At 39.9% G+C, this 10,503-nt stretch carries 10 protein-coding genes; 2 read left to right on the forward strand and 8 right to left on the reverse strand.

Features of this window, described 5'->3' with window-relative positions:
- Positions 1-244: 244 nt before the first annotated feature.
- The 6 genes from FC90_RS06475 to FC90_RS06500 all read right to left on the reverse strand — a co-directional run bounded on the left by FC90_RS06475 (position 245) and on the right by FC90_RS06500 (position 6,314).
- Positions 245-835: a hypothetical protein gene (locus tag FC90_RS06475; protein ID WP_151886732.1), complete on the reverse strand. Its 591-nt coding sequence runs from the start codon at positions 833-835 to the stop codon at positions 245-247.
- A 279-nt stretch (positions 836-1,114) separates the two neighbouring features.
- Entirely contained in the window at positions 1,115-2,047 is a 933-nt protein-coding gene (locus FC90_RS06480; protein WP_057908454.1) for an alpha/beta hydrolase, read from the reverse strand.
- A gap of 18 nt (positions 2,048-2,065) precedes the next feature.
- Positions 2,066-3,850, reverse strand: coding sequence for an ABC transporter ATP-binding protein (locus FC90_RS06485; RefSeq protein WP_057908455.1), 1,785 nt, complete (start codon positions 3,848-3,850; stop codon positions 2,066-2,068).
- 1 nt (position 3,851) lies between these two features.
- Entirely contained in the window at positions 3,852-5,597 is a 1,746-nt protein-coding gene (locus FC90_RS06490; RefSeq protein ID WP_057908456.1) for an ABC transporter ATP-binding protein, read from the reverse strand.
- A 173-nt stretch (positions 5,598-5,770) separates the two neighbouring features.
- Positions 5,771-5,998: a YneF family protein gene (locus FC90_RS06495; protein ID WP_057908457.1), complete on the reverse strand. Its 228-nt coding sequence runs from the start codon at positions 5,996-5,998 to the stop codon at positions 5,771-5,773.
- A gap of 79 nt (positions 5,999-6,077) precedes the next feature.
- Positions 6,078-6,314 (reverse strand): DUF896 domain-containing protein, encoded by a 237-nt coding sequence (locus tag FC90_RS06500; RefSeq protein WP_057908472.1) that lies wholly within the window; start codon positions 6,312-6,314, stop codon positions 6,078-6,080.
- Between the two features lie 141 nt (positions 6,315-6,455).
- Between FC90_RS06500 and lexA the strand changes: the two genes are divergently transcribed.
- Positions 6,456-7,070 carry a transcriptional repressor LexA gene (lexA, locus tag FC90_RS06505; protein WP_057908458.1) on the forward strand — a complete coding sequence of 205 codons (615 nt, stop codon included), beginning with the start codon at positions 6,456-6,458 and terminating at the stop codon, positions 7,068-7,070.
- 112 nt (positions 7,071-7,182) lie between these two features.
- Here the strand turns inward: lexA and FC90_RS06510 are convergent, their stop codons facing one another.
- Together FC90_RS06510 and recJ are read right to left on the reverse strand one after the other, a co-directional pair.
- Positions 7,183-7,701 (reverse strand): adenine phosphoribosyltransferase, encoded by a 519-nt coding sequence (locus FC90_RS06510; protein WP_057908459.1) that lies wholly within the window; start codon positions 7,699-7,701, stop codon positions 7,183-7,185.
- A gap of 33 nt (positions 7,702-7,734) precedes the next feature.
- The gene (recJ, locus tag FC90_RS06515) at positions 7,735-10,029 is read right to left on the reverse strand and encodes a single-stranded-DNA-specific exonuclease RecJ (RefSeq protein ID WP_057908460.1); all 2,295 of its coding nucleotides are present in this window, start codon (positions 10,027-10,029) and stop codon (positions 7,735-7,737) included.
- Positions 10,030-10,180: 151 nt separating this feature from the next.
- Here recJ and FC90_RS06520 point away from each other — a divergent pair.
- On the forward strand, positions 10,181-10,503 hold a 323-nt coding region (locus FC90_RS06520; RefSeq protein ID WP_157053048.1), incomplete at its 3' end, for an NAD-dependent epimerase/dehydratase family protein.

A 10,503-nucleotide genomic window follows, 5' to 3' on the forward strand; every position in this document is an offset into this window, starting at 1 on the left:
AACTATCGAAAAACTAGTGAAACTGGTTGAAGAATATATTAAGCACTTCAATTATTCTAATTATTCAAACTCAAGAAATAGCCTTACTCTAGATGAATATAGGAGTGAGGGCCTTTAGCGCCATCAAAATTTTATCCTATTTCATCCGCCAATTTGACAGAATCTAGTACAGATTTCACTAGTTATTAAATTTATCCATCAACGTCAATCTAGAAATCGCTAAAACAATAAACTACTTATTCCTTCATTTTATTTTTTCTAAAATAGCATCAAAAGAGTGAACACATGTATTTATATATCTGTCGATGTCTTCAATACTGAGTAAATAAGGGCTTTTTTGAGTTGAAAAATCAGTAAAATCAAGATTTAAATCCTTAATAATCAAAGGAAGATCGTCATCATTAATTTCATTGATATGACTGATCACCGTATGGCTAATCTTCAATGGTTTTAAATTATACTGGGTAATGATTCTTTGATTAAAATAATGAAAGTCTTTATAAAATTTCTCAAGTGCAATCCTTTTTTCATCATTTGAATTATTAAGAACGTACTTTTTGTAAATCATATTTAACCAAATATTATCTGAAATCAAATGTAAATAATAACCCTGTTTAAATGAATCAATCGAATTCCCGTATTCTTTTATGAAGTCTTCAGGAAACATGTCATGTTCGCCATCACTTCTCACTTTCATGAAATGTGTTAATTCCTTTGGTGTTTTTGAATTCTTATTAATATCTGGCGCAATGCTTCCAATTAGAAAGTTGTTGTCGAACCCGTATTTTTTTTCTAATATGCTTGCAATCGCATAATGCATAATTCTTGATCCCATGATCACCATTATCCCCTTCTATTTGTTGTATGAGTGTAATAATCCTCTAAATAAATTTTACGGAGACAAAGCCTATTAACTTTAAAAGCACAGTTGTCAAAAATAAGCTTAAATATTTGTTTTTATAACTCATTTAAGTAAGCCATCATAGCAGACTTTTTTCTCGGATCTTACACCCTAGAAATAACAATCTTTATCAATTAGTATTTTCTTCTCAAGCAACTTGGTTAAATGGAAATAGCACTTAATTATCCTGTAGTGGATGACCAGTCGCTATTTTTATTTAAAATACTGTTCAAAAAAAGCCCCGACTTTTTGCCGATATAATTTAGGTTGTTTAGCCATTGCTTTAGCATGGCCAGCACCTTTTACCACCCACAGCTTTTTAGGTTGATTTGCTGCTGCATAGTTTTCATACACCATCTTCGTCGGTACAAACTTATCTTGACCCCCATGAATGAAGAAAATTGGTATCTTGGACTTCGCTAAACTTTTCGTTGCATCGCCATCAAAAAAATTATAGCCGGCACGAGCACGAGCCATTAGATTCGTCGTATAGAAAATCGGAAACTTCGGTAAACCAAACAAATCATTTAATTGATAAGCTAGCTCGCCTTCAATGCTACTGTACCCACAATCTTCAACGACGGCTTTGACTTGCACGGGTAATTTTTCACCGGCCGTCATCATCACAGTGGCGCCGCCCATACTCACGCCAAACAAGCCGATCTGACTTTGTTGCCCGTTTTTTTGAACAACTTGCTTAGTCCATTTGACATAATCCAAACGATCGGTCCAGCCATAGCCGATTGCGTGTCCTTCTGATTCACCAGAAGCGCGATCATCTGGTGCTAACACATTGTAACCTAAATCATGATATAGATGTATATAACGTGCCATATCTTCTTTTTTCCCCATATAACCATGGGCAACCAATATGGTCTTGCTAGTTGGTTGGGCCGCTGGAACATAAAGTGCCGTCAACTTCAAATGATCGGTTGCTGATTGTTGATACCACTTTGTTTGTTTGACATTTTTTAGCCATCGTTGATTGGCTTGATAGACTTTGGTCGGCTGTCCGCTGTTTAAAAATGATTTTTGCCCCGGAACAAATGCGTATTGATACATATACATAGTAGCACCCCATAAGACCACTACTACTAGCGCAATAGCACTAATTAACGACCATTTCAGCCAGCGTCTTTTCTTCATATGTTAGGTTCCTCCTGATTACTCCGCCCCATTTTGGAGTTGATACATTTCATAGTACCGCCCTTTTTGTGCAACTAAGCTCTCGTGATTGCCACGTTCCACGATTTGACCTTGCTCCAATACCAAAATCAACTCAGCATCACGAATCGTTGATAAGCGATGGGCGATTGCAATACTAGTCCGCCCTTGTCGTAAACGAGCAAGCCCAGTTTGAATCATGGATTCCGTTTCCGTATCGATATTGGCCGTCGCTTCATCCAACACCAAGATTTTCGGATTCGTAACCAATGTCCGCGCAAACGAAATTAATTGTCGCTGACCACTAGAAAATTGAGCGCCACCTTCAATTACGCGAGCATGATATTGGCCGGGTAACTGTTCGATAAACCCATCAGCTTGCACAAATTCAGCCGCTGATCGAATCTGTGCATCTGTAATCTGCTCATTGAATAAGCGAATATTCGACGCAATATCGCCGTAAAACATAAATGCATCCTGTAGAACAAGCCCCATCTTACGTCGCAATTCGGTCATTGGAAAGCTTCGAATATCATGGCCATCAATCAATATTTGACCTTCATAGAATTCGTAAAAGCGCATCATAACGTTGATAATTGAACTTTTTCCAGAACCAGTGTGGCCGACTAAGGCGACTGTCTGGCCTGGTTCAACGACAAATGATACATCGTGTAGAATCTCATGTTCCCCATCGTAGGAAAATGAAACGTGCTTAAACTCGACACGGCCTTTTGTGATTTCATTGGTGGCATCTGGATTTTGAGCCGGTGCATATTCTTCCTGATCAAGAATTCTAAAAATTCGCCGGCCAGCAACCATCCCATCTTGTAGCGATGATAAGGAATCCATCATATTGGTCATTGGATTGAAGAAATTCCCAACATACGTTGTGAAGGCGTAGACTAGACCCGCTGTCACAAAACTATGCAACGCAGAAATCCCGAATAAGCTCAAAACGACCACTAATGCCAAGGTATATAATAAATTAACAATCGGTGCGAGTAATAACGAATTCGTCCGAATCATCGCTTCGCGCGTCTTCAAATAGTCGGCGTTAACCTGTTCAAATTCATCCGTCAACCGTTTTTCCTGCCGAAATTGTTGAATAATTGTAATGCCTTCAATCGATTCATTCAATTTGGTATTCAACTGGCTCAATTTTTCCCGCATCCGCCGATAAACCCGCGCGCTATAGCTACTGTAATACCAGATAACAATTAACAACACTGGTAAGAAAGTTAGTGTTGCCAGTGCGATCTTGGGTGCAATCAACCACATTGCGATAAACGCTGAGATAATTGAAAACGAACCAACCAGCAATGATAAGAAAACATTCCAATAATCGACTAAAGTCATCGTATCATTAGTAATTCGCGAAACAATCGAACCGGCTGGCGTTTGATCAAAATACCGCATTCCTAATTGATGTAATTTCTGAAACAAATCGCGGCGCACATCTTCCATTGCCCGCTCTGAACCCATTCCAAAGAGAAATGATTGGAAGAATTGTGTGACGGCTTTTAACATGACCCCCAATCCGTACAACACCGCAACCCCTAATAAAATTTGAGTTGTTGCACTTTGATTAGTTAAATAACGGTCCATAAATACTTGTAATAGACGTGGTAATAAAATATTAATCGTTGCTAATCCAGCGGCGGCTACAATGGCCCCGATAAATTGGCGCTTGTACCGTTTGGTGTAGCCAAAAAGGCGTTTCATAATGTAGAGCTGTTCCTTTAATGGTACCTTTTTAGTCCATTCTGATTGGTATTGCTTAGCCATCTTATACACCTCCTAAAGCTTGGTTCAATTGTTGCTTCCACCACATTTTGGCATACCAACCATCTGCAGCTAGCAATGCTTCATGTGTCCCTCGTTCAGCAATCTGCCCGTTATCCATCACAATGATTTCATCGGCATGCATCACACTGCTTAAACGATTGGCGGTAATGATGGTTGTTTGATTCGCGCGCAATGTTTTTAAATTCATTAAAATCGCTTCTTCAGTTTTCGCGTCAACAGCCGATAACGAATCATCTAAGATCAAAATTTCGGGATCAGTCATGATTGCTCTGGCGATTGCAATTCGTTGTTTTTGACCACCAGACAATGAAACTCCACGTTCGCCAACTACTGTTTCATAGCCTTGCGCAAATCTTAGGATGTCATCATGGACCGCACTTGATGTAGCAGCAGCTTCAACCGCAGCTTGATCCCGTTCAAAGTCAGCAAAGCGAATGTTATCACGGACATCCGTTGAAAATAAGAAATTATCTTGGGGAACATAACCGATGCTATCGAGTAATGCATCTAATGAATAATCCCGAATATCATGTCTATTGATTTCGATTTTCCCTTGATATTGGTCATATTCGCGTAATAATAATTTAATCAACGTCGTCTTACCAGAACCAACTTTACCAACGATTCCTAATGTTTTGCCCTGTTGTAAGGTAAAGGACACGTTAGCTAATGTTGGTTGCTGATCACCTGGATAAGTAAATTTCTGGATTGCATAATTAATGTCACCAGTTGCCGGTATTTGCAGTGCATCCGGTGTTTCGATAATCGTACTTGTTTCCTGTAAAAGTTCTTCAACCCGATCATAACTAGCATTGCCTCGCTCTAAGACATTAAATAAACGACCAATCGCAAACATCGGCCAAACAAGAGCTGCAATATAGCTGATAAACGAAATCAATTGACCGATTGAAATACTATGATTCATGACTAATGTACCACCATAGATAATCGTTACGATGTAAGTTAAGCCAATAATCAGACTGATTGATGGATCGAATAACCCATCGATAAGGTTAACGCGTTTGTTAATCTTCACCGTTTTAGTGACAATTACATTAAAGTCATCAATATCGGCCGCTTCTTGCCCGAAAGTTTTTAACACCTTAATACCTGAAACACTCTCTTGTGTCTTATCGTTCAACCGTGAAAAGGCTGCCTGTGATTGCCCGAAAGCAGTGTGCAAATGTGCCCCTAAACGACGGGAGACAACTGCCAATAATGGCATTGGAATCAGCGCCATCAATGTCAGGCGCCAATCGACAAAGATAACCATTGCGATAATTGTCGTCCCACCCGTGATAATGGAATCGGCAAACGTTAAAATACCAGCTCCGGCCACCTGTTGAATCGCCGTTAAATCATTTGTCGCATGGGCCATTAAGTCTCCAGTCCGATGTTTTTGAAAGAACGTCGTATCCATCTTCATGAAATGCCAGAATAATCGGCTCCGTAATGTCCGTTCTAATTTAGCAGCGCCACCCCAAATACGTGTCCGCCAACCATATCGGAAGACATATTGCAAAATCGCGGCAGCTAGTAAGATGATCAACCACATCACTAATTTGGTAGCTGTCAATTGTTTAGTATCCATTAAGTCAACTAAAGTCCCAATGACTTTTGGTGGTACAATTTGAACGATTGCCACTAGAATTAAAAAAGTTACTCCTAATAGATAGCGCCGATATTCTTGTTTAAAATACCATCCTAATTTTTTAAAAATTCCCATGCTATACTCCTGTCCTCTAAAATTCGATAACTATCATTATAGCAATCTTGCCTATGTGGAACAAACATTTATCTTTCCATAAATTAATAATTTTGATAGCTTAATTTCAACATCAAAAAAGGGTTTCAACAAACCAATTGCTTGTTAGAAACCCTCTAGAAACGTCTAATTATTTACTTTTTGTTGCTACGCTTTTGTTGTGCTTTCATTGAGCTCATCATCTGATTTAATTTCTTTTCAGATGGCTTTTGGCCCATTTGCATCATCATTGCTTTCAACATATCTTCGTTAACTGGTGGATTGTCTTGAAAATACTTCTTCATGTAAGCTCGTGCGCCAAAGAAACCAGCGACTGCACCTAAGATTGCGCCAATGAAAAATAATAAAATGCTTAATCCCATGTCTTATGCACCCCTTCCTAATTCAGTTCACTTAGTAGTTTACACATAATTACCTAAAAAAGAAAGCAGAATTCTTAGATTAATCGTCACGCAAGCCTTTTTCCCGTTGGATATCTTTCACTTTTTCAGGTGTAACTTCCTTACCTTCTTTGTCGTACACTTGTAGCATCTCAACTTGTGAACGGAAACTTTCACGGAAATCCTTTAAATAGGCATCGCGCAGTGTTTGACGTTCTGCTGTTTCAGCATCAGTCAGTCCTTCAGCTTTTGCTTTGTGTGCTAATTCATTAATTCGGTCTAATCGTTTTTGATCCATTGCCACCTTATTACCCTCCAATCCAAACTATCTAACTATTTTGAACTAAAAGCTTTAATATGTCAAAAAGCACGAACACTTGTTTGAAATCCCACTATAGGTATGCTACCATAACATTATTAGAACAAATGAGGTGCTCTTATGACAAGAACAGAATCCAAACAACTAGAGGTCTTACGTTTTATCCATGACCGTGTTCAAGATAAAGGTTATCCACCAACAGTTCGTGAAATCTGCGAAGCCGTTAATTTATCCTCGACTTCCACCGTTCATGGCCATTTAGCACGCCTTGAGAAAAAAGGATTTTTACAAAAAGATCCAACTAAACCCCGTGCAATTGAATTAACTGCCGCTGGCTTATCGGCAATCGGGGTCTCTCAAAAGAAAATTCCCGTATTAGGGGTCGTCACAGCTGGAGTACCAATTCTGGCGGTCGAAGAAGCCACTGACTACTTCCCAATCCCCCCCAGTCTTCAAACTGAACAGGATTTATTCATGCTGACGATTCGTGGTGAAAGTATGATTAACGCTGGCATTTTAGACGGTGATGAGGTTATCGTTCGCAAACAAACTACTGCTGATAACGGCGATATTGTTATTGCAATGACTGCTGAAGATGAAGCAACGTGTAAACGATTTTTTAAAGAACCGGATCACTATCGTCTGCAACCTGAAAATGACACATTTGCCCCAATTATTTTGAATGAGGTTAGTATTCTAGGTAAGGTTGTCGGCTTATACCGCGACCGGATGTAATCGCCAAAAAAAAGGTCTGCCATAGCGGCAGACCTTTTTTTGGCGATTATATTTAACGCGGGTATACACATCCCAGTAATTCCAACGACTCAATGCTCTATAAATATTGATTTTAGTATTCCATTAATTTAAAAATATCATAGTTTTGAATTTTTTGACGGCCATTTAACGCACTTAATTCAATTAAGAACGCTGTCCCAACAACAATCCCACCTAGTTCTTCAACCATTTTGATGGTGGCCGCTATAGTTCCACCTGTAGCCAACAAATCATCAGTAACTAAGACTTTTTGACCTGGTTTAACTGCATCTTTATGCATGTATAAGGTCGATTCACCATATTCCAAGTCATAATTAGCTGAAACCGTTTCACGGGGTAACTTACCTTTTTTACGGGCGGGTGCAAAGCCAACCCCTAATTTGTAAGCTACCGGGCAGCCAACGATAAACCCACGGGCTTCCGGGCCAACAATCATTTCAACCCCTTTACTTTGTGCATATTCGACGATCTTATCGGTTGCTGCTGCGTACGCTTCACCATTAGTCATCAAAGGTGAGATATCCCGAAATGTAACCCCTTTTTCAGGAAAATCAGATACACTTGCAACATAATCTTTAAAATTGATTGTCATTTTAATTCGCTCCTTAACTCTTTCAACGGTTTGCTACTGATTGAGTCCTACCAGCCAGTCTTTCATCTCCGCGAAGGTTGAGTAAACAAGCTGCTTTTCCATTTCAATTTTAGCTAATCGTTGTTGATAACTCGCTGCACTCTCAAGTGGATGCTTTTCCGGTTGTTTCACGGCCGAAATGAGACCACGATCTATTTTAACAAATCCTAGGTCAAAAAACACCTGCAACATAAAAATTAATAGTGGCAATTTAATTTTTAGATAAATCGCTAGCTCATCAAGCCGTTTTTTTTCAATGTACGCATGTTGGCGCAAATAAATTAAGCATTGCGCAAACTGTTGCTTATCCGGAATCCCTTCCAGATAAGCTGAATGTTTACTATAGAAAATAAAGCTAATTTTATCAGCTTGTTGTTGCCGATAAAAGGTTTCAAACTCAGTTAAATCGGCTGGTTCATCAACCACAATTAGCGCTGTTTGCTGGTCAACATCTGTGGCTAAAATAGCTTGACAACCTGTCGGCACATAATTATGCAACTGCGCTAAATTCTTTTCATCAAAAAAAACGTAGGTCCCTCTGGCCACAAATGATTGTTGCGTCAGCCGATTACTGCGCTGATCGATTAACACGCGACCACTAGTTTGCAAGTCTTTGAGCATCAATTGCAACGTTGTTTGTCCGCGCCAAGTATTCTCACTTAATTGACCGACTAACTTTAGCTGTTCAACTGTTTGCAAATCATCATACAAAGCGCCACGATTAAAAGCTAGTACCGCCAATTGTACGTCTTGGTCTACCGCCGTAAACTTCAGATGCTTTTGATCAGCACCAATTTGTTTCAAATTGGCCACTGTTGGCACATTGATTTCAATTAGTGGTTCCGGATTATCCGTCCCATATGGTGCTAATTGACTGACAGCTTGATAGACCTCTGGCGTCACATCAGATAACCCAAGCTGCAAATCAATCGCCATTGTTAGTTTCGTCGTTAAATCAATTTGATGTTCATTTGCGTAAGCATTCATGGCAGCTTGTAAAGCCCCTAATTGATCCGTAGGTAGTGTTAGACCAACTGCCATATGATGCCCCCCAAAATGTGTCAACAGTGCGCGTTGTTCATCAAGCGCTTTAAAAAGGTGGTATGCTTCAACACTACGGCCTGATCCTTTGGCCTGTCCGGTTGCTGGATCAATCGTTAATACTAACGTGGGTTTGCCAGTTTGCTCGACAATCCGACTGGCCACAATTCCCAATACACCTTCATGCCAGCCTTCATGTGCCAATACAAGAGTTGAGCTTGCCTGATTTTCTAATGATTGGGCCATTTCAAGCGCAGTGGTACTAATCGCTTGTACCAATTCTTGACGTTTTTTATTTTGTTGTTCAATAAATTGCGCCTGTTCGACTGCTTGTTCTTCATCAAAAGTCGTTAGTAAATTGACGCCTAAATTTGCATCGCCTAAGCGTCCAATGGCATTTAGCCGTGGTCCGATGCTAAAACCAATTGAAGTTGCATCAAGTTCAGCTTGCTCAATCCCAGCTGAATGACACAAGGCTACCAAACCCGGTCGACTTGTATTTTGTAATTGCTGTAAGCCCAAGCTAACTAAAACTCGGTTTTCATCAGTTAATGAAACTAAATCACAAACCGTCCCAATTGCAACTAAGTCCAAACTTTCATAAGGCACTTCTTCTAATAATGCTGTTGCAACTTTAAAGGCTACGCCAACCCCACATAAATCACCAAACGGATATTGCCCTTCTGGATGCCGCGGATGGACAATCGCCGTTGCACCGGGTAATTCACTGGGAAGCTCATGATGGTCGGTCACAACAACATCAACCCCATGTTCTTGCGCATAAGCGATTGGCTCTACTCCACTCACCCCATTATCAACCGTTACAATCAACTGAGTGCCATTTTCAACCAGTTGTTTATAGACATCTAAATTAGGACCATAGCCGTCTCTAAAACGATTAGGGACATAGACTGCCACCTCTGCACCTAAACTTTCCAGTGTTTCTTGCATCAGTGCAGTGCTCGTAATTCCATCTGCGTCATAATCGCCATAAATAGTGATTTTCTCACCATTCATGACTGCTGCTTGAATCCGATCAACAGCCGTTTGCATATCATGCAGCGCATATGGATCATGCAATTGTCCGACATTCGGATGCATAAAAGCATTGATTGCCGCTGGTGTTTTTATTCCGCGTTGCCACAATAACTGTGCCGCTGCTTTAGGCAGGGATTCAACCGCCATTATTGCTTGTAAGTCTTGATCGGTTGGTGTTGCCTTTAATTGCCATTTATATTGTGCTTCCACATTTATCCCTCACTACTTCCAAATCATTAACTTACCCATTATAGCAAAAATTATAATATTTCGTTTAAAATCCAATCAGGACTTTTGTTTATTGGTCCAAATGATATACTGTTAATTGAAATACAAGGTTATTACATAGGGGGAACTAACCATGACAGTTTTAGTATTAGGTGGTGCGGGTTATATTGGCTCACACACTGTTGATCAATTAATTCAAAGCGGCACAGATGTTGCTGTTGTTGATAGCTTAGTGACTGGTCACCAAGCTGCGATCAACGCACAGGCACGCTTTTATCAAGGTGATATTCGTGATAAGGATTTCATGCGTAGTGTTTTCCAACAAGAAAAAGTAAGCGGTGTAATTCACTTTGCGGCCTTTTCAATCGTGCCTGAATCAATGCAATCGCCTTTAAAATACTTTGACAATAACACATACGGAATGACCGCTTTGCTCGAAGTAATGAATGAATTCAA

This window comes from Latilactobacillus graminis DSM 20719 (genome assembly GCF_001436415.1).
Classification (GTDB): domain Bacteria; phylum Bacillota; class Bacilli; order Lactobacillales; family Lactobacillaceae; genus Latilactobacillus; species Latilactobacillus graminis.